This is a genomic window from Vreelandella sp. 2A-K22 (genome assembly GCF_054065485.1).
The window spans coordinates 1-18493 of sequence record NZ_JBSUGC010000005.1 but is presented as its reverse complement, the minus strand read 5'-3'; the positions used below and the strand labels follow the sequence as shown (position 1 = coordinate 18493).

16 protein-coding genes, 1 pseudogene and 1 riboswitch are annotated in these 18493 nt (G+C 52.3%); of the genes and pseudogenes, 7 read left to right on the top strand and 10 right to left on the bottom strand.

The window, feature by feature from the left end; all coding sequences use genetic code 11:
• The first annotated feature begins 95 nt into the window (after positions 1-95).
• Positions 96-264: riboswitch (FMN riboswitch) on the top strand.
• A 97-nt stretch (positions 265-361) separates the two neighbouring features.
• Positions 362-838 carry a 6,7-dimethyl-8-ribityllumazine synthase gene (locus tag ACW17M_RS07935; RefSeq protein WP_039860244.1) on the top strand — a complete coding sequence of 159 codons (477 nt, stop codon included), beginning with the start codon at positions 362-364 and terminating at the stop codon, positions 836-838.
• Positions 839-1146: 308 nt separating this feature from the next.
• On the opposite strand, the gene ACW17M_RS07930 is transcribed toward ACW17M_RS07935, so the two are convergent.
• Positions 1147-2169, bottom strand: a complete 1023-nt coding sequence (locus tag ACW17M_RS07930) for a LacI family DNA-binding transcriptional regulator (RefSeq protein WP_457547196.1) — start codon at positions 2167-2169, stop codon at positions 1147-1149.
• A 263-nt stretch (positions 2170-2432) separates the two neighbouring features.
• Between ACW17M_RS07930 and ACW17M_RS07925 the strand changes: the two genes are divergently transcribed.
• From ACW17M_RS07925 to ACW17M_RS07910, 4 genes are read left to right on the top strand one after another with little or no spacing between them, the layout of a single operon-like run.
• Positions 2433-3431 carry a tripartite tricarboxylate transporter substrate binding protein gene (locus ACW17M_RS07925; RefSeq protein ID WP_027959993.1) on the top strand — a complete coding sequence of 333 codons (999 nt, stop codon included), beginning with the start codon at positions 2433-2435 and terminating at the stop codon, positions 3429-3431.
• A gap of 30 nt (positions 3432-3461) precedes the next feature.
• A complete protein-coding gene (locus tag ACW17M_RS07920; RefSeq protein WP_035538229.1) occupies positions 3462-3935 on the top strand; it encodes a tripartite tricarboxylate transporter TctB family protein in 474 nt (157 codons plus the stop codon).
• Positions 3936-3939: 4 nt separating this feature from the next.
• A complete protein-coding gene (locus ACW17M_RS07915; protein ID WP_457547195.1) occupies positions 3940-5466 on the top strand; it encodes a tripartite tricarboxylate transporter permease in 1527 nt (508 codons plus the stop codon).
• On the top strand, positions 5463-6251 hold the full coding sequence (locus tag ACW17M_RS07910; RefSeq protein WP_457547194.1) for an HpcH/HpaI aldolase family protein: 789 nt from the start codon (positions 5463-5465) through the stop codon (positions 6249-6251). Before ACW17M_RS07915 ends, ACW17M_RS07910 begins: the two co-directional genes overlap by 4 nt.
• A 104-nt stretch (positions 6252-6355) precedes the next feature.
• On the opposite strand, the gene ACW17M_RS07905 is transcribed toward ACW17M_RS07910, so the two are convergent.
• The 9 genes from ACW17M_RS07905 to ACW17M_RS07865 all read right to left on the bottom strand — a co-directional run bounded on the left by ACW17M_RS07905 (position 6356) and on the right by ACW17M_RS07865 (position 16627).
• Complete coding sequence (locus tag ACW17M_RS07905) at positions 6356-7261, bottom strand: ribokinase (RefSeq protein ID WP_342584876.1); 906 nt, start codon at positions 7259-7261, stop codon at positions 6356-6358.
• A gap of 105 nt (positions 7262-7366) precedes the next feature.
• Complete coding sequence (locus ACW17M_RS07900; protein WP_009288677.1) at positions 7367-8320, bottom strand: D-ribose ABC transporter substrate-binding protein; 954 nt, start codon at positions 8318-8320, stop codon at positions 7367-7369.
• A gap of 78 nt (positions 8321-8398) precedes the next feature.
• The gene (locus tag ACW17M_RS07895; protein ID WP_027959989.1) at positions 8399-9502 is read right to left on the bottom strand and encodes an ABC transporter permease; all 1104 of its coding nucleotides are present in this window, start codon (positions 9500-9502) and stop codon (positions 8399-8401) included.
• Between the two features lie 19 nt (positions 9503-9521).
• Positions 9522-11069, bottom strand: coding sequence for a sugar ABC transporter ATP-binding protein (locus ACW17M_RS07890; protein WP_039860922.1), 1548 nt, complete (start codon positions 11067-11069; stop codon positions 9522-9524).
• 9 nt (positions 11070-11078) lie between these two features.
• Positions 11079-11723, bottom strand: coding sequence for a DUF2291 family protein (locus ACW17M_RS07885; RefSeq protein ID WP_022522471.1), 645 nt, complete (start codon positions 11721-11723; stop codon positions 11079-11081).
• Between the two features lie 58 nt (positions 11724-11781).
• On the bottom strand, positions 11782-12888 hold the full coding sequence (locus ACW17M_RS07880; RefSeq protein ID WP_027959986.1) for an MDR/zinc-dependent alcohol dehydrogenase-like family protein: 1107 nt from the start codon (positions 12886-12888) through the stop codon (positions 11782-11784).
• 434 nt (positions 12889-13322) lie between these two features.
• Entirely contained in the window at positions 13323-14291 is a 969-nt protein-coding gene (locus ACW17M_RS07875; RefSeq protein ID WP_022522469.1) for a sugar-binding transcriptional regulator, read from the bottom strand.
• 38 nt (positions 14292-14329) lie between these two features.
• Complete coding sequence (locus ACW17M_RS07870; RefSeq protein ID WP_027959984.1) at positions 14330-16060, bottom strand: dihydroxyacetone kinase family protein; 1731 nt, start codon at positions 16058-16060, stop codon at positions 14330-14332.
• Between the two features lie 93 nt (positions 16061-16153).
• Positions 16154-16627: an RpiB/LacA/LacB family sugar-phosphate isomerase gene (locus ACW17M_RS07865; protein ID WP_022522467.1), complete on the bottom strand. Its 474-nt coding sequence runs from the start codon at positions 16625-16627 to the stop codon at positions 16154-16156.
• A gap of 356 nt (positions 16628-16983) precedes the next feature.
• On the opposite strand from ACW17M_RS07865, the gene tal reads away from it, so the two are divergent.
• Together tal and ACW17M_RS07855 are read left to right on the top strand one after the other, a co-directional pair.
• Positions 16984-17931: a transaldolase gene (gene tal, locus ACW17M_RS07860; RefSeq protein WP_457547193.1), complete on the top strand. Its 948-nt coding sequence runs from the start codon at positions 16984-16986 to the stop codon at positions 17929-17931.
• A gap of 39 nt (positions 17932-17970) precedes the next feature.
• Positions 17971-18493: pseudogene (locus tag ACW17M_RS07855) on the top strand (transketolase); the annotation flags it as partial.

Here is an 18493-nt window from a genome sequence, read left to right as displayed (position 1 = left end):
CACCTTTCAAGACGTCATCCATCATCTTAATTTTTTGGTCATGCTATCTGTATCTGTCGGCCAGCCAGCGTATAATGTCTTCCGCCAGTAATGGCGAACTTTCTCAGGGCGGGGTGTAAGTCCCCACCGGTGGTGATGCCATATCTTTATTGATGCGGATAAGCCCACGAGCGCTCAACCAGAGGTGTCACCTAACGGTTGAGGACAGCAGATTCGGTGAGATTCCGAAGCCGACGGTAATAGTCCGGATAAAAGAGAAGGTTTCCTAGTGATATTACCCGTAGCGTTCCAACGCATGCGGGTGCTGTGCTATTGGATGCCTCATGCCCTGGTTCTGGTAACCAATCCCCATAGGATGACCATGAATCAGACCCAACTTTCTTCATTCCCTCGCGTTGCCTTTATCGAAGCGTCTTGGCATCACGATATTGTTGCCCAAGCCAGAGAAGCATTTATTGCTCAACTTGCCAGCGAGCATGGCTTTTCCGCTGATCAAATAGAAATATTCCAAGTTGCGGGGGCTTATGAAGTGCCTCTTCAAGCTAAGTTGCTAGCCAAAACAGGTCGTTACAGCGCCATTGTGGGTGCGGGCTTTGTTATTGATGGAGGCATCTATCGCCACGACTTCGTTGCTCAGGCAGTGGTTGAAGGCATGATGCAGGTGCAACTGGACACAGAAATTCCCATACTTTCTGTCGTGCTGACGCCGCATCATTTCCATGAACACAGCACACATCATGATTTTTTCTATGACCATTTCCGTGCCAAAGGCAAGGAAGCGGCTGAAGCGTTGGTAATGACTTTGGAAAACCATCGACGGATTCAAGGGCTAAAATAAGTCACTGCTAAAATTGTGGAGATGCTTAGGTAGCGGGCAATCTGAATGTTAGCTCGCTACCTGAGTCAATTCATAGACGTTTGACGCTTAAATAGCCGTTTAGGCTCTTTGCTGCAAAGTAACTCAAGCCTTTTCAACTCATGAGGCTGACCCAAAGTGACGCCCTAACGCTGATAACGTGGGCAATCATGGGTATAGGTAGGTTGGGTAGCGCAGGATCGGATCGATAGGCGTCCATTTAAGGACGTTCGGTTACCATCACCGCTATGTTCGCCGTAGCGGAGGTCAGGTGAGAGCGGAGGTGAAGCTCATGCTGCCGGCCCGGTACTCGCCCGCACCACCAGCTCGGGCGGCACCACCTTCCGAACCGTCGGAAATTGCTCCCCCGCCATACGAGAAAGCAGCAACTCGCTGGCACACTGACCAATTAGATCAGTTCGCACCCGCACACTGGTCAATGCTGGTGCCGAGTAAGCGGCCGCATCCATATCATCGAAACCGGTGACAGAAATATCCACACCTGGGCGCACCCCATGCCGGTAGCACGCCGCCAGCACACCAAAGGCGATAATGTCCGAAAAACACATAATTGCGGTCGGTGGTTCCGGCATCGTAAGCAGCCGCTCTAGCATGGCGTCACCGAATTCCAGCGTCGTTGGCCCGTGGTGAACCGAATCACGTGTAACAGGCAAACCGACAGCATCCATCTGCTGCCGGAAGGAGCATTCTCGATCACGGGCAGTGGACGTATCACCGCCACCACCCAACCAAGCAAAGCGCCTATGCCCTGCTTCATATAAGTGTTCGAATAAAAGACGGATGCCTAGCACATCGTCGTTGATGACTCGATCGAAACTTGTATCAGCGACATCCCGGGAAATCAGCACCAGCGGAAAATCCTGTAGATGCCTTACCTGCGGCCCATCAAGATCTTCTCGGGTGGTACCGGCGACAGGCACCAAAATCAGCCCCGCGGCACCATGCTCGGCCATCTGACGAATGAAGCGCGCCTGGATCGATGGTGTTTCATGGGCATGGCAGAACAGCATCATGCGATCCGCCTCGCGAAAGCGCGCTTCCATGTGCCCAAGGAATTCGGTGAAAAAAGGGTTGCTCAGATCATTAAGGCATACCGCTACAGTGCCGCTATCGCCTCGCCGCAACCCCGCCGCATGCCGGTTATAGACGTAACCCAGCTCCTTCGCAGCCTGTTGGATACGCTCCCGCGTCGCTTGGGAAATTCGCAGATCATTACGCAGGGCTAATGATACTGCGGAAACGGTAACGCCTACCTGATCGGCGATAGTTTTAAGTGTCGGACGACTTGCCATATAAAAATCTCAACTCCCATGATTTATAGGCGACGGAACGCGATCTAGTACGCCAGCCTCTTTTTGGAATTATGAGCAACATACTCTCATAGCGAATTTTTTAGTGATATCGCAAGCCTCATAAGCACGTAATTCCAATTTCATAACGACCAAAGTTGTATTTATTCAATCGATTGAACTGTGTAAAAAATGACAATGAAGGCATCCCAACAACTATCAAAAAAAGCCGTCAAGATCCCTCGCCACTGCCAGGAGCACGCAGCATGATGAGCACAAATTCGACAACAATAATGACGATCTCACTGGCCCTATGGGCCTCGTTGGCAGCTACTTCCGCCTCAGCCGATAACCCTGAAACCTGTCACTGGCAGCCCGAACGAGCCGTTACCTTCATCGTTCCCTGGGGTACCGGTGGCGGCACCGACGCCAATGCACGTCGGTTGGCCAGCCTGCTCGAAGAAGAAATGGGCGTGCCCTTCAACGTCGTCAACCGTACCGGTGGCAACGGCGTTGTAGGCCACACCTCACTCGCGCGTGGCAAACCTGACGGCTATACCATTGGTGCCGCCACTGTCGAGATCGACACCATGCACTGGCTCGGCCTAACGCCGCTGACTTACCAGGACATCACGCCCATCGCATTGATTAACCGCAGCTCACCTGGGGTAGTGGTACAAAATAATTCGCCCTACGAAACACTTGATGCCCTGCTCGACGAGGCACGCCAGAACCCCGGAGAATTGACCGCTTCGGGAACCGCCCAGGGCGGCATCTGGCATCTCGCCCTAGCCGGTATGCTCAAGGCCGAAGGGCTGGCTCCCGACGCCATTCGCTGGATCCCCAGCCAAGGTGCTGGGCCTGCACTCAAGGAACTGATGGCAGGGGGCATTGATGTTGCGACACCTTCACTCGCTGAGGCCCGCAACCTGATCGAACAGGGGGAACTAAAGGCGCTGGGCTACATGAGCGATACTCCGATGGAACAGATGCCTGAGGTCCCTTTGACAGCTGACACACTGGAGAGTGGATGGACACTGAGTGCCTTTGTGACGGTCAGCGGCCCTGACGGTCTACCGGACGAGATCGCCTGCACCTACGAGCAAGCAATCGAGACAGCTATCAACAGTGAAGCCTGGGCCGAGTTCAAGCGTAGCAGTGGTACTCAGGTAGTGTTCGAAAATCGTCACGAGACCGCTCAACTCCTCGCTGAGGCTGATCGTCAATTGGGCGAAGTGGTCGAAGCGATCGGCCTCGCCAAATAAGCGAGGTCGATTGATAAGCAGGAGGTGTTCATGTACTGCAATGATCGCTTGTCGGGGAGCCTACTGGTTCTCTTCGGCGCACTGGTGTTCTGGCGCGCCTCAACCTTCCCGTCCCTGGCCGGGCTGGAGTACGGCCCCGGCCTGTTTCCCTCTATCGCGGCGATTGGCCTGATAGTTTGCGGAGCGCTAATCGGCTTTGGGTCGCGGGGGCGGCGGAAGGCGCCGAGCACTTCGACGATGCCACCTCAGCAAACAGGCTGGAGGATGGCAGCACGCCCCATGGCCCTGCTGATCGTGATACTCGGCTATGGCCTATTGCTCGATCTCCTGGGCTTTCATATTGCTTCCTTCATGGCAGTCTCCGCCACAGCTCTGATCTTCGGGATGCGTGCTGGGGGCGCAGTGCTGCTAGCACTCCCCCTGGTGATCGGCGTGCATCTGCTGTTCTATTCACTGCTGCGCGTCCCGCTCCCCTGGGGCCTGCTGACACCAATGGCATGGTGACGCTATGAGCGCCTCGACCCTCACCTCCCTATTCAGTCCAGCCTCCCTAGCGGTCATCGCCGCCTGTACGCTCTATGGCACTTTCATCGGCGCCATGCCGGGCCTAACCGCTACCATGGCGGTGGCCCTTCTGGTGCCCTTTACCTACTTCATGGATCCGTTGATCGCCATCAGCGCCATTGTCGCCACAACTACCACAGCGATTTTCGCTGGCGACGTACCCGGCACCTTGATGCGTATCCCCGGCACGCCCGCCTCCGCGGCCTACGTCGAGGACGCTTACCGCCTGTCACGCGCAGGACGCTCCCGCTCGACGCTGATGGTGTCATTGTTCGCCGCCTGCATTGGAGGCCTGGTGGGTGTCGCCCTTCTAGCGCTCATTGCCCCTCAGTTGGCCCGTGTCGCAGTGCAGTTTTCCAGCTTCGAAACCTTCTGGCTGGCCTGCCTAGGACTGAGTTGCGCGGTACTAACTAGTAACGGTAGCGTCGCCAAGAGCTTTTCCAGCCTCTTCCTCGGCCTATTTATCGCCACTATCGGCATCGATGTCGCCGTCGGCCATCCACGCTTCACCTTCGGCAATTACGAACTGTTCGATGGCATTAGCTTTATTCCCGCCATCATCGGCCTGTTTGCGCTCAGCGAGATTCTGCGCAGTGCACAGATAGGACATCGCGACCAACCTGCCAATGCAGTACAAGAGTCATTTTCCAAAGCGCTGCATGAGGCAGCGCTCGTACTGCGCCGCTTCAAGCGCAACATCGCCCGCTCCAGCGTACTTGGCACCCTGATCGGCGCGCTGCCCGGCGCCGGGGCAGATATCGCCGCTTGGATCTGTTATGCGATTTCACGGCGCTTCTCGCGCCATCCCGAACGCTACGGTACGGGGTACATTGAGGGCGTAACCGATGGAGGCTCCGCCAACAATGCCGCTATCGGTGGCGCCTGGACGCCAGCATTGGTGTTCGGTATCCCCGGCGATAGCGTCACGGCTATTGCCATCGGCATCCTGCTACTCAACGGGATGTCACCTGGGCCGCAGATATTTACCGAGTCACCAGAACTGGTACATACCCTTTACGGCGCCTTCGCACTAAGCAATCTCGCGATGATCCCTGCTGGCCTGTTGGTGATCATGGCTTCCAGTCAGGTGGTACGTATCCCGCGTCGGGTCCTCATGCCCTGTGTACTACTGTTCTCGTTGGTGGGAGCTTACGCCATTACCAACTCGGTCATTGCCATCTGGACAGTATTGGCGCTGGGTGTCCTGGGTTACGCCATGGAGGCCAATGGCTTTCCTCTGGCGCCCGCCATACTGGGTATCGTTCTCGGCACAATCGTCGAGGAAAACTTCATGACATCGATGATGAAGGCCCAAGGCGACTTGCTGGCCTTCTTCGATCGCCCCTGGGCGGCGGCGCTAGGCACACTTACCCTGCTGCTCTGGGCGTTGCTGCTGACTCGCGGTATCTATGAGAGTGTTCAGCGCCGTCGCTACCCTAGCCCTTCTTCGGAAACGGAAACCTATCCATGAACCATCGCAACCGTACCAAACTTGCCCTTAAGCAGGGTCGAGCCATTAGCGCCCTGTGGTTGGAAAGCGCCAGCCCTGAACTAGCCGAAATTGCCGTTTGGGCCGGTTGGAAAACCATTCTGATCGACAACGAGCACGGTGTCTCCAGCCTCGAGCATACCGCGCATCTAGTTCGCGCCATCGAAGCAGCAGGTGGTGAAGCGGTTTTACGCATTCCCGCCAACGACCCCACCTACCTGAAGAAGATCCTGGATATGGGGGTACGCTCGATCATGGTGCCGATGGTCAATAGCGCCGCACAGGCTCAAGCTATCGTCGATGCCTGCCGCTACCCTCCTCATGGACAGCGTGGCTATGCGGCTCCTATCGTACGCGCCTCAGGCTACGGCGCTTTCAGTGATTACGCCAGTCAAGCCAACGATGACCTGCTGTTGATCACCCAGATCGAGCATACTGAAGGGGCAGATAACGTCGAGGCGATCGCCGAGGTCGATGGCATAGACATGCTGTTCATCGGCCCCAACGACCTGGCGGGCTCAATGGGCTTGCTCGAACGTCTCGAGGCACCCGAGGTACGCCGTCTGATTGAAGACCTTGAGCGCCGCATCGCCAATAGCGGGCGCTGGATGGGCACCATCACCGGGCCCGGTCGCGATGTCACCACTCTGACCAATAGTGGCTACCGATTCGTGGCAGGGCCCAACGACATAGCACTGCTTGCCAACACCCTACGCCACGAGGCGGCACAATGGCGTAAGCAATCCGCTGATTTCGGAGGATCCTGATTCCGATATGGTTCTTAGTGGCCGGGGCGTCACTGCCACCGGCCTTCTGAAGACGCTAAGATAAAGTGATTAAGATAATGCTGAAAACAAATCGCTGCCGCACTCTATAGCGCTTCTTGTTGACACATCAATCTATCAACCTCTTCCGCCATTGGAATACTACTGGCAGCGCCGCGTTTTTGAACCGCCAGGGCAGCCGCCGCTGTTGCCCTTTGCAAACACTGTGAAGGCTTTAGGCCAGCTTGCCTAGCGGCAAGGAAGTAACCCACAAAGGTATCGCCTGCGGCCGTTGTGTCGATGGCCTTTACCTTTAAAGCCGATTGAAAAAGAGTCTCACTGCTGCGCTGATACCAAGCCCCCTCGCTACCTAGGGTAAGAACCACCTCGACATCGCCAAGCGATTCTTTACAACGCCTTAGCAAATCTGCGGCGCTCGACTCTACCGGCATCTCTAATAAAGCGGCGGCCTCTGTACGGTTAAAAAAAAGCAGTTCACATTGGTCTAGAGGGAGTGATGATACCTTCGAGGTCATTGGTGCTGGGTTAAATATCACCTTGCAGCCGTGGCTCACTGCTAATGGAATAAGCTGATCAAGCCCGTTACATTCGTTCTGAATAAGTATTGTGTCGCCAGGAGCGGTTTGCGCAATAAGAGCCGTCATTTTCTCCTGCGTAAAACCATAATTGGCGCCAGAGAACAAAAGAATAGCGTTTTCACCCAGTGCGTCAATTTGAATAATGGCATGCCCACTTGGCTCTGAGGTCAATTCGACATCTTTCACACCAACACCCGCAGACTCAAGCTCACTGGTCACCCAGGCATCTATCGATGAAACTCGCCCCCAGTGACTCACCCTTCCTTTGGCACGCGCTATTGCCAGTGACTGATTGACGCCTTTTCCACCTAACCCAATATTATAATCACCGCTTTCCAAGGTTTCGCCAGGGCGGACAAAATAGGGTACACGGTAAGTATAATCGATATTGATGGAACCAAAATTAAAGATCATTGACACCCCCTCTTATTCAAAAAGCCAGCCAGCTTTAAAGCTGACTGGCCTCTAGGCAAGTTCCTCTAACACCTACTCTTCTAACGCTTACTCTTCTAAAACCTATTATTCCAACACAAAGGGAGAGGTATAGCTATCTACATTATCTTGAGTAATAAGGAAACAGTCATAAAGCTGTTTTTCACTATCCAACCCTGTTTCTCCGGTATTAATGTAATGATCAGCAATTTTTACTGCATGTTCTGCAAATACGGCCACCGGCTGTAGAACGGTATAGGCCAGTTCACCCGAGCGAACCGCATCAACAGCATCTGGTGAACCGTCAAAACCACCTACTATTACATCGTCTAGCCGCCCCTCCTGCTTTAGAGCCACAATGGCGCCTAAAGCCATTTCGTCGTTACCACTAATGACGCCTCGAATATCAGGATGAGAACGGAGCATACTCTGCATTTTATTGCGCCCTTCCGTCCGATCCCAGTTAGCGATGTCAGACGCAGCAAGGCTAAGATCGGGGTATTGGCTAAGCACCGTCTCATAGCCATTGGATCTTGTCGCAGCATTATTATCAGAAGGGGGTCCCTTTAACTCTATATAGGATCCCTCGCCATCTAGTTGCATTGCCCACTGTTGCGCTCCTAACGCGGCTCCTTGCGCATTATTGGAAACCAGTTGCGCTTTGGCCAATCCCTGCTGGTTAATCTCAGCGTTAATAATAAATACCGGAATTCCCGCCTCGATTGCTCTTCGCACAGCGCCAATGGAACCGTCCGCATTAGCAGGGTCGAGAATGATTGCTTTAGCCCCATTGGTAATTGCCGTATCGACCTGATTGCTTTCAGTGTTGGTGTCACCCACATGGGAACTTACATTTGCATCATAGCCCAATTCTTCTGCTGTACGCTCAGCAATTGTTCCTTCCGTTTGCCAATAGGGGTTTGACATATCATTGACAATAATTGAGATCAGTCCCTTGTCCTGAGCAACTATAGAGCTACTAAAGAGCATCGAGACACTGGCGAGAGCTGTAAAAAGCACTTTTTTACTTTTTGGAAGCATGATTATTACCTCATAGTTATGATTGTTGGTCTTTGAATCGGTAGACCTGAGCAGGCCACACTTCTAAGCAATGCTACGTTAAGTAGCACTTGCTCTAGAACCTTCACGCTTACTTTCTGTCGTTTTCTCGGCTTGTTGCGAGGACTTGTGTTTAGCACTGTATTGGACATTATTTAACATGACAGCGAAGACAATCACGCTACCCGTGAAGACCATTTGCCAATAAGCAGACACACCGATGATGACCAGACCGTCGGCGAGAAAGCCAATTACAAATGCGCCCAATAAAGTATTTCGAACCGTGCCACGTCCCCCCATCAGTGAGGCGCCGCCGATAACGACAGCAGCAATCGCTGTCAGCTCATAGGTAGTACCTGCCGTAGGCCCAGCAGAGGTCAACTGTGAGGCAAGCACAATCCCAGCCAGGGCTGCGCACACGCCGGAAATAATGTAGACGGAGAGCTTAACGCGATTGACGGGCACCCCTGATAGCTCTGCAGCACGCGCATTGCCACCGGTAGAGTAAATCCACCGGCCAAACGGCGTACGACTGAGCGCCAACATGCAAATAACCGCAGCACAAAAGAGAATCAGAACACCTACAGGTATACCGAATAGTTTATTAAACCCAAGCCATTCAAACCCAGTATTACCTAATGTAGGGTCACCACTTAAACTATTGAACGTTAACCCATCGGTTAGCAGCAGTGCGGCTCCACGCGCGACATACAACATGCCCAGTGTGGCCACGAAAGCAGGCACTTTGAAGTAGGCAACTAATACGCCATTGATAGCCCCCACGAGGCCGCCCAGTAAGCAGGTAAGTACCACGACGACCCACACTGAAGGAAAGAAAGCCAAATTAAACGCTTCAATCTCCACCCCTTCTAACAACATACCCGCGAACACTCCGCAAAGTGCCAACGTAGAGCCAACCGATAAATCGATACCGCCAGTCAGAATGACAAACAGCATGCCAATGCCTAGCAAGCCAAAAACAGCCACATGCGAAGACATGGTTAAAAAATTACCCGTTGAAAAATAAACAGGCGAGAGCATGGAAAAGACAATAATGATCACGATTAATGCAAAAAAAGCCCTACCTTCCAGCAAAATCTTGACGATATCGATACTGCTTTTTTCAACTTGTAACGCGTTATTGTTGTGATGAGACATAGTCATTACCTATCCGATTGAATAATCATGCAGCAACTGATTCGCCCGAAGCAGCCATAATTTCATCTTTCGTTACACCCGGTTTGAATTCAGCGGAGATCCGTCCTTTGCTCATCACCAGCACTCTGTGTGGAATACTCAAGCACTCGCTCACTTCAGATGTTGTAAAGACAACCGCCAACCCCCGCCGAGCCCCTTGGCTCAATAACTTGAACACTTCGGCCTTGGCACCCACGTCGATACCACGGCTTGGCTCATCAAGTATGATGACGTCTGGATGGGTAGCCAACATCTTACCGATCACCACTTTTTGCTGGTTACCGCCAGACAATGAACCAATGGAAGCCTCCCCGCCGTCTGTTTTAATGTGCACCTTATCGATAGCTGAATTAATCATTTCTGCCTCCAAGCTGGAAGAAGTAAGCCCCTTGCGAGTAAACGCATGGATACTGGCTAGCGACAGATTTCTACCGACTGACAGGGTGGGTACTAACCCATCACGCTGGCGATCCTCAGGCACTAACACCAACCCTCTCTCGATTCGCTGTGCAATGTTGTAATGGGATACGTCAGTTGAGTTGAGCAAGATATCTCCCTTGGACTGCCGGGTTCGCCCTGCCACACACTCCAATAACTCAGTTCTGCCAGCGCCCATTAGCCCATAAATGCAGACAATCTCGCCTGCGCGCACATCAAGAGAAAGATCCTCAACAACATAGCGACCTGCCACTTTATCGTCGCTTATGTAAAGGTTCTGGATAGAGAGCGCGGTGGAGCCCTGCTCATACCCTGTGGGCGGTGAGCCAAGATCAAAACTCTCTCCTACCATATGCCTGACGATCCACTGCAGGTCGATATCACTACGTGGAGCGTAAGCAGTCATGACCCCATCGCGGAGAACAACGGCATGATCGGTAATCTGTAGCGCCTCTTCCAAATGGTGAGAAATATAAACAATCGAGACACCCTTGTTTTTGAGATCCTGGACGACTTTAAATAACGTCTCGACTTCCGTGGCACTCAATGCGGAAGTCGGTTCATCCATAATCAAAATGCGAGAGTTCTTGGACAGCGCTCTCGCGATTTCAACGATTTGTTGCTGCCCAACCCGTAGATCTTCGACCAGGGTAAGAGGGTGGATCGGTTCATCCAGCTCCTCCATTAACAATTCAGCCTGACGCGCCTCCTCTTTATAGTCGACGCTGCCTCTTCCTTTAGTCAGCTCACGCCCCATAAAAATGTTGTCGCGCACATTCAGGTTAGGGGCCAAGCTTAACTCCTGATGAATAATGGTAATCCCCAGCGCTTCAGCATCCGACGGCGACGAAAAGCTGACGCTCTCTCCTTCCAATACAATCTCCCCAGCCGTCTGAGCAATGACACCAGACAAAATTTTCATCAGCGTAGATTTACCAGCTCCATTTTCGCCAAACAGCGTTGTCACCTGTCCTCGATATATATCGAAGTTCACTTCTTTGAGGGCTTGCACGGCACCGAAACGCTTTTCGATATTGCGTGCAGAAAGAATCACCTCGGGTGGAGCCACTTCCACTGTTGATCTATCGATATTCATAGCCGCCCCTCACTCAATGGTCACTATACTCACAGGAGTAATTAGCCAGTTTTTGGGATTTATCATGGTAAAGGAGCCGACTACTTCTAACGTTTTTCCGGTTAACTCTTGCCCGGAAATATCCGCAAGCACTTGACGCTTCATTTCATCATTGAGCGCTGCGCCGACATCTTGGTACTCAATCTGATTGGTAAAGTCGCCAAATTGAATATTGCCGGTTGTATCTCTCAGCGTAGTGCCATTAATGGCTGGGCCTGTTTGCACACGAATGACGATATCTGAAGGCACATCGGCAACCTCTAGGGTGTAAACGCCCCCCCGGCTTTCTACAGCAACTCCGGATAAAGAGACCGGCACAATATGGCCAATGCCGGCAGCGACGCCGTATTTCTCACCTGCCGCTCCGGCATCCTGGAGAACCTCTGGCGCCAATACCGATGCATTTACAGCGTTATTCTCGACATACGCTTGGATCTCTGGAAATGTTTCCTGAGCAAATTGCTGTGGTGAAAACCCCACCGCGCTCTCAAGTTCAGTAAGACTAATGACTTTAGTATCGAGCGCCATGAGTGCAAACAGCACTAACGCAAAAGCAGCTGCCACATAGACCTTTATACGCTTATCACCGGGCACCGAATTTAATGTCGCCGACATAATCACTCCGGTTATCATTGTAGTTATAAAAAAGTTATAAATAAGAAACTTCCACTACCTACTTCCCGTCAGGTATAAGCACAACCTTTAATGCGTTAGGGTCATTGCGCATTAGATCTAGCCCTTGATGGAATTCGGCTAACGGCAGCTTATGGGTCACCACATGATCCGTTGGGAAATCACCATTACCAATGCCTTCAATGACAGGTGGGTAACAATAAGGGCCTAGATGCGCACCCAGCACATCCAGCTCTTTACGATCGCTAATAATGCTCCAATCAACAGTCACTGGCTCTTTGAATACACTAAATTCGACAAAGCGACCCAATTTACGGATCATATAAAGACCTTGCTCTACCGACTGTACCGCACCGCTCGCCTCAATATAGATATCGCAACCATAGCCTTCCGTTATGCCTTTAACGTAGTCAATAACATCAACTTCAGCGGGATTCAGGACAATGTCAGCACCAAACTGTTTAGCAAGTTCTAAGCGCTTGTTATTGAGATCCAGTACGACCAGCTTGGAAGGCCCGGACTTTTTGATCGCACCGATCATTCCTAGCCCTAAGGTGCCTGCCCCGGAGAGGACAACCACATCTCCCAGTTCAATCTGCGCACGCTTAACGGCATGTAACGAACAAGCATAGGGTTCAATAAGAACCGCTTTCTCCATCGGAATCTCATCTGGCAACTTGTGATTAATGGCTTCTTTAGGAAAGACCATATATTCAGCCATACCGCCATTTACGTTGTGCTGAAATCCATACACATCGTGCTTTTCGCACATCCAGTACTGCCCACGGTTACAGAAACGGCACTCCCAGCAAGGCACGATTTGCTCGGAAATAACGCGATCACCGACCTCAAGGTTTTTAACGCCCTCTCCTAAAGCCATCACATGACCAATAAACTCATGGCCTGGAATCATCGGTGCTTTGATATAAGCGGGCTGGGTTTCGTCTCCCCAAAAGCTGGGGGCGCCTTCATAGGCTTTGAGATCGCCTGCGCAGATTCCGCACGCTTCAACCTTTATCAGGACTTCACCCTCTCCTACCTTCGGCACGCCCACCTCTTCAAGACGATAATCACCAGGCGCGTAGGCTACGACGGCTTGCATGGTCAGAGGCAGTTCGGTGTGATTGTTGTTATCGGCGTTATGCATTACTCACTCCTAATATATCTTGTATTGCTTGGCTAGCGACGCACGCTTTACAAAAGATCTTGTTGTGTACATATGAATTAACTGCTTTAAGCATAGCTGAGTCAATCCATAATGGAGCTTTCTAATCTTATACTTTAGACCAATATAATAATTGATTGTTTTTTATACTTAAATTTTAAAAATGGAAACTATTTATTATTACGGCCATGCGAAAGCATCACTAAAAGCCATGCTATATGTTCCAGCATCGTACAAATGTACAAACACCCGTCAAATATCACTGACATCGGAGCGAGGGACAAGGGGGAAACCAAGCATGCCAAAGAGTGCCCACATGCCCAAGAAAAGCCAATAAATGCAACAGAGAAAGTTGGGCCGACCTAAGCGTAAGATGCCGAGAAACCTTAGGTTTTGAATACAAATCAAGCGCGCACTTACCCGGTAGTCGCTTCATCGAGACGCAGAATGGTGTGCGCGTTAGTGACACTAGTCGCCAAGGTATCGATAACCCCGGTACGCAGCGCCCCCAGTATCCCAACCGCTTTAGTATTTTCACTGGCGATAGCAATAACGTCTGGAATACGCGTGAGATCCTGTATATTAAGTCCCACCACACGCCCCTGCATCTGCGTTGCGGAAGGCTTCCCATGGATATCGATAAAGTCATAGCCCATCATATCGCCCACGGTTCCAGAGAGCCGTGCTTCAGCAATCTCCTGGGCGGAAAACCACCCCATCCGCACCATATTACTGTCTTCACTTACGTCACCCACGCCAATCAAAGCGGTATCCGCACGGCGAGCCCGGTCTAGCGTCTGGCGCACGGTAGAGTTTTCATACAATGCATCCCTAAGTTCACCGCTCTGTACCAGCGCAGGGGCATAAAGCGTCTCACTATCACCGCCAAACCTACTCGCCAAACGTCGACAAATATGATCGGGATTCATATGCTCGCCTGCGCGCAGCGAGCCACCAATTGCGCACACAAATGAAACCTTCAACGACTCCGCCAGGAAAACGTTATCCGCCACGGCGGCCACGTTACGACCCATGCCAACGGCTACGATCTGGCCATCGGTCAAACTACGCGACAGATGGTCTGCCACTAGACTAGCGACTGACGAGCGCTGCACATCTGGGTCGGCATTATCCAGAGCAATCAACGCTCGCTTCAGGCCAAAGCGCCGTTTGAGCTCCTGCTCAATCTCAACACTAACGGCGGGATGCAGGCGCACTCGGACATCGACAATTCCTTCTGCCTGGGCACGCTTGAGCAGCCGCCCTATTCTCACACGCGAATGCCCGAGCCTATTTGCGATCGCTTCCTGCGTCTCCCCCTGCACATAGTAGAGCGTTGAAATCTCTGTCATTAAGTCTATATCTGCAGCGTCTTGACCATTCATCCTCGGCATCCAGGGGTTATTGAAGGGCATGTATCATGTCAGCTTGCTTGACACTTTTTCAACACAGGAATCAGCGCCTGAATAATCAGCGCCAATGAAACAGAACCGGCATCAGGCGTACCCACGCTTTTTTCAGCCAATGGTCGTGCGCGGCCAACACGGGGAATTAATTGCCTGGTAGCCTCAGCAGCCTCACTCGCTATGCGTGCAGCGGATTCCCAGCAAGCCAAAGCTCCCTGGCCTTTCTCAGCCTCCCACGACAGGGCATCGGCAAAAGGCACTAGCACGTCGACAAGCGTTTTATCGCCCAATTCAGCTTTACCAAATGCCATGACTTGCTGACGGGCATTGACCACGCCAGCAGCAAGACGCTGTCCTGATAACGGCTTCTCATTGCCAAGCGACTCCCCCATCGCTTTTAAGATAACCCGCCAGATAGCACCAGAGGTACCGCCCGCTTCGTCTGACCAGCGCTGCCCAGCCCACTGCAGCACTGTCTCCGCGCCCGCGCCGCCATCAAGAGCCTCTTTGGCCGCTTCAAGCGCAGCCCTGCTGCCCCGCTGCATACCAATACCGTGATCACCATCCCCAGCCACAGCATCAATCTGGCCCAGCATCTCGCAGTTTTCATTGACCGTATTTGCGAGCACTTCGAGCGCCTCAACGACGCCGCACGCTAATTTTCGCGAGGCATCGCTAGCCTCGGGAATCTCATCTTGCGTAACCACCTCTACCTCGGCAGGATCCAGCGCCTGCGCTGGCGTCACGCTGCCTTTTCGATAGCCCGGCGCATCCGCAGCGGCGGTCCACAGCGGCTCCATGTCTTTATCAAGCCAGAACAACGTCAGCGAAACCCCGGCCATATCAAGACTGGTCACCAGCTCGCCCACATCGGGCTCCACAATGCTTAATCCAGCTTCCTGCAGCAACTCGTCAACCTTGCGATAAATAACGAACAGCTCTTCATACTTAATAGTACCCAGGCCATTGAGTATCGGTGCCACCCGAGCTCCTTGGAGTCTGATACCGTCAGGAACTTCTTCCAATAATCGGGCAACGAGGATTTCTGCCAAGCCATCTGCGGAAGGAATATCCGTCTCACTAATACCCGGCTCGCCGTGAATCCCCAGCCCTATGGCCATCCTGCCTTCGGGCACATGAAAGAGCGAATCGGCTGCACCCGGTAACGTGCATCCCTCAAACGCCACTCCAAAAGAGCGCGTGCAGCGATTTGCCTCTTTCGCCACTTGAACTACTTCTTCCAGTGATAATCCCTTTTCTGCTGCAGCGGCGGCGGCCTTGAAAACGGTTAGATCACCTGCGATGCCCCGGCGCTTATCAATCTCCGCCAAGGGTGCACTGGCGACATCATCAGTGACCAGCACGATTTCACAGGGAATACCGTCCGCAATCAAACGCTCGCGCGCCTCACCAAAATGCAGCACGTCCCCCGCATAATTCCCAAAAGAGAGCAGCACACCACCGCCGTTGTTGGCGGCTTTGGCGACGGAATAAACTTGCTGTGCAGAAGGCGAGCAAAACAGATTTCCCATGACCGCCCCATGGGCCAACCCTTGCCCGACCAACCCCGCAAAGGTGGGGTAATGGCCACTACCACCGCCAACCACGACCGCAACACTATCTGGCTGGCTGCGCGTACTGCGTACGACACCTCCCGGCACAGCCATCAGCTTATCGCGATGAGCAGCTACTAAACCTAAACGAGCTTCTTCAGGGAAATCATTTGGATCATTAAATAGGCGTGTCATTATTATATCCTCTGGAGTGAGGCCAAACTGCGTGATCACAGCTTGCATGCTGTTGTTATTAATCAGCGTCGACGAATATGAGCGATACCACGGTTACGGAGTATTCAATCGAGACTCATATTCGTCAATCTTTGCTATTTTTAATTCGGAATTTCCACCCGAAAAGTTGCTGCCCAAAAAGGTTGCCACTATTGATTTAGCCAACTCTGGCCCAATCACTCTGGATCCCAGCGTGACAATCTGTGCATTATTACTGGTGCGCGCCTTTGCTGCTGAGTAAGTATCGTGTGCCTGCGCAGCGCGGATACCGGGCACCTTATTGGCAGAAATAGCCACTCCGATTCCCGTGCCACATACCAGTACTGCACGATCGAAGCGCCCCTCCTTAATCGCCGTAGCCACCTCAAAGGCAACATCGGGGTACAGCACCGGCTGGGCATTAAAAGTGCCAAAATCTTCAACCTCGTAGCCTAACTCTCGGATATAACCAATGAGAATCTCTTTCAAGTCGTAAGCGGCCTCATCACCGCCAATGGCGACTCTGAGAGAAGACGTCGCACTAGACATTCATGCTCTCCCTTTCTAGGAAATAGAAACGCGGACGACTAACAACGATGAAAACCACCACGCAGTTGCCAGCCGTCTACTGACGCTATTCAATCTATCACTAACCGAGCATTTGTAAACACACCGATCATAAGATCTAGTTGTATTTTTTTGGAGGATTCAGGATAAAAACCAAGAAACAATCAATAATATATTGATAATAAAAGAATTATATGGATATAAAGCATTATCTACCAAGCACTATACTTTTGTTCAATGACCTTAAAATCGATTTCAGTGGCACGCTGATTTGACTAAATCGGTCTAAATGGACAATCATTTGAACACAGCATGTTCATTTTTAAGGAGAGTAGGCAATGTCGCTTCTGGATGGATTACGCGAACACTCACTGGTCGTGGCCGACACGGGCGACTTGGATGCCATAAAGCGCTATCAACCGCAGGACGCTACCACTAACCCCTCGTTGATTCTCAAGGCCTTCGAACTGCCTCGTTACCAAGAGTTGATCGACAAGGTGCTTGCTGAATCATGTAGTGATGAGAGCGACCTGAGCCGAATAGTTGACCAACTTTCGGTTGCGATTGGCGGGCAAATTGCCAATGTGGTACCTGGACGAATATCGACAGAAGTGTCCGCACACCTCTCTTTTAATACCCAAGCCAGTATTCACAAGGCCTACGAACTGATTGAGCGCTACGAAAAAATGGGCATTAACCGCAGCCGTGTGCTGATCAAGCTCGCGTCTACCTGGGAAGGGATCCGTGCGGCTCAGCAATTAGAGCGTGAAGGCATCAACTGCAACTTAACGCTCTTGTTCAGCGATGCTCAGGCACAGGCCTGCTTTGATGCTGGGGTGTACCTGATATCGCCCTTCGTTGGCCGCGTTAGCGATTGGTATCAAAAGACAACAGGTGAACAGTTCACACCAGAAGAAGACCCTGGCGTGCTATTTGTAAAGGGGATTTGCGAGAGGGCTGCCGCAGGTCATTATGACACTGTCGTCATGGGGGCAAGTTTTCGTACCACCGATCAAGTATTAGCGTTGGCGGGCTGCCATCGCCTGACCATCTCTCCCGCACTGCTAGAACAGCTTGATAGCATGGAAGGAGAGGTGGCCTCAAAAATCCAGCAGAAAACCGTCACTCATAAAGCATTCACACCGCTATCAGAAGCTGGCTTTCGTTGGCAGCATAACCAAAATGCAATGGCCAACGAGATGCTGGCTGACGGGATCCGACGCTTCGCCAGCGACCAACAAACATTAGAGTCGCTGATTGCTCAACGCTTGACTGCTCGCGCCTAACGACACGCTACTCAATATAACAACTAAGGTATCACTGCTATGAATAACCGTTTTGAGCTGGCCAATGCCATTCGCGCCCTGTCCATGGATGCCGTTCAGAAGGCCAAATCCGGCCACCCGGGCGCCCCCATGGGTATGGCTGATATCGCCGAGGTGCTATGGAATGACTACCTCAAGCACAATCCCGAAGACCCCAAGTGGGCCGATCGTGACCGCTTTGTGCTCTCCAATGGCCACGGCTCCATGCTGCTTTACTCGCTGCTCCACCTCAGCGGCTACGAGCTAAGCCTGGAACAGCTGCAGAATTTCCGCCAGCTGCATTCGCCCACCGCGGGCCACCCGGAATTCGGCTACGCGCCCGGCATTGAAACCACCACTGGCCCACTGGGTCAGGGTTTTGCCAATGCCGTGGGCTTTGCCATCGCGGAAAAAACTCTGGCGGCGCAGTTTAACCGTCCCGGTCACACCATCGTCGATCACCACACCTGGTGTTTCCTGGGTGACGGCTGCTTAATGGAAGGTATCTCCCACGAAGCGGCCTCGCTGGCCGGTACCCAGCAGT

What these genes read in the sequence shown, in the direction of transcription:
- ACW17M_RS07895 (WP_027959989.1), bottom strand. Translation starts at nt 9,502, where the DNA reads ATGACTATGTCTCATCACAACAATAACGCGTTACAAGTTGAAAAAAGC.
- ACW17M_RS07875 (WP_022522469.1), bottom strand. Translation starts at nt 14,291, where the DNA reads ATGAATGGTCAAGACGCTGCAGATATAGACTTAATGACAGAGATTTCA.
- ACW17M_RS07920 (WP_035538229.1), top strand. Translation starts at nt 3,462, where the DNA reads ATGTACTGCAATGATCGCTTGTCGGGGAGCCTACTGGTTCTCTTCGGC.
- ACW17M_RS07880 (WP_027959986.1), bottom strand. Translation starts at nt 12,888, where the DNA reads ATGCATAACGCCGATAACAACAATCACACCGAACTGCCTCTGACCATG.
- ACW17M_RS07885 (WP_022522471.1), bottom strand. Translation starts at nt 11,723, where the DNA reads ATGTCGGCGACATTAAATTCGGTGCCCGGTGATAAGCGTATAAAGGTC.
- ACW17M_RS07915 (WP_457547195.1), top strand. Translation starts at nt 3,940, where the DNA reads ATGAGCGCCTCGACCCTCACCTCCCTATTCAGTCCAGCCTCCCTAGCG.
- ACW17M_RS07900 (WP_009288677.1), bottom strand. Translation starts at nt 8,320, where the DNA reads ATGCTTCCAAAAAGTAAAAAAGTGCTTTTTACAGCTCTCGCCAGTGTC.
- ACW17M_RS07935 (WP_039860244.1), top strand. Translation starts at nt 362, where the DNA reads ATGAATCAGACCCAACTTTCTTCATTCCCTCGCGTTGCCTTTATCGAA.
- ACW17M_RS07890 (WP_039860922.1), bottom strand. Translation starts at nt 11,069, where the DNA reads ATGAATATCGATAGATCAACAGTGGAAGTGGCTCCACCCGAGGTGATT.
- ACW17M_RS07905 (WP_342584876.1), bottom strand. Translation starts at nt 7,261, where the DNA reads ATGATCTTTAATTTTGGTTCCATCAATATCGATTATACTTACCGTGTA.
- ACW17M_RS07865 (WP_022522467.1), bottom strand. Translation starts at nt 16,627, where the DNA reads ATGTCTAGTGCGACGTCTTCTCTCAGAGTCGCCATTGGCGGTGATGAG.
- ACW17M_RS07925 (WP_027959993.1), top strand. Translation starts at nt 2,433, where the DNA reads ATGATGAGCACAAATTCGACAACAATAATGACGATCTCACTGGCCCTA.
- tal (WP_457547193.1), top strand. Translation starts at nt 16,984, where the DNA reads ATGTCGCTTCTGGATGGATTACGCGAACACTCACTGGTCGTGGCCGAC.
- ACW17M_RS07930 (WP_457547196.1), bottom strand. Translation starts at nt 2,169, where the DNA reads ATGGCAAGTCGTCCGACACTTAAAACTATCGCCGATCAGGTAGGCGTT.
- ACW17M_RS07910 (WP_457547194.1), top strand. Translation starts at nt 5,463, where the DNA reads ATGAACCATCGCAACCGTACCAAACTTGCCCTTAAGCAGGGTCGAGCC.
- ACW17M_RS07870 (WP_027959984.1), bottom strand. Translation starts at nt 16,060, where the DNA reads ATGACACGCCTATTTAATGATCCAAATGATTTCCCTGAAGAAGCTCGT.